The organism is Streptomyces sp. SID14478, from assembly GCF_010548525.1.
In the GTDB taxonomy this organism is placed as follows: domain Bacteria; phylum Actinomycetota; class Actinomycetes; order Streptomycetales; family Streptomycetaceae; genus Streptomyces.
Genome location: NZ_JAAGMG010000775.1, coordinates 1 through 468 on the forward strand (window position 1 = coordinate 1; position 468 = coordinate 468).

General features: G+C 76.7%; 1 pseudogene. It reads right to left on the minus strand.

What is annotated here, in order from left to right:
• Positions 1 to 38 precede the first annotated feature (38 nt).
• Positions 39 to 468, minus strand: a pseudogene (locus G3I40_RS25230) (hypothetical protein); the annotation flags it as partial.

Sequence of the window (468 nt, forward strand, 5' to 3'; positions counted from 1 at the left end):
GCGGTGCGTCGTACGGTGCGACGCGGCCGCCTGGTCGGTCATGAACTCCTCCTTGCCGCCCCGGTGACCAGGGCGGTCGCGTCGTCGCGGGCGCTGCGGTGGCCGTGCCCCAGGGCGGCTGCGAGCAGCCGGGGCGGCAGGCCCAGCAGGAAGGGGGTGGCGGTGTCCGCCCAGCGCGACTCGATGCCGTCGGTGTGCACGACCGTGGAGCACTCGTCGGGCAGTGGCAGCGAACGGGGCCGGGGCCGCGGCATGTTCCAGCCGACCACGCCCGGCTGGCCCACGTCCCGGGAGCGCACGCCGTCCTGGGAGGTGACCAGGACGCGTATGTTGCCGATGCCGCAGTGCTCCAGCGACCCGGGCCGCAGCCGCACCAGGCTCACCGCGGCGCCGCGCCCCGCCCGCAGCGCCCGGTCCATCGCGGTGAGCAGCTCGGGCAGCGGGCGCTCGGGGGCGTCGCGGAAAACG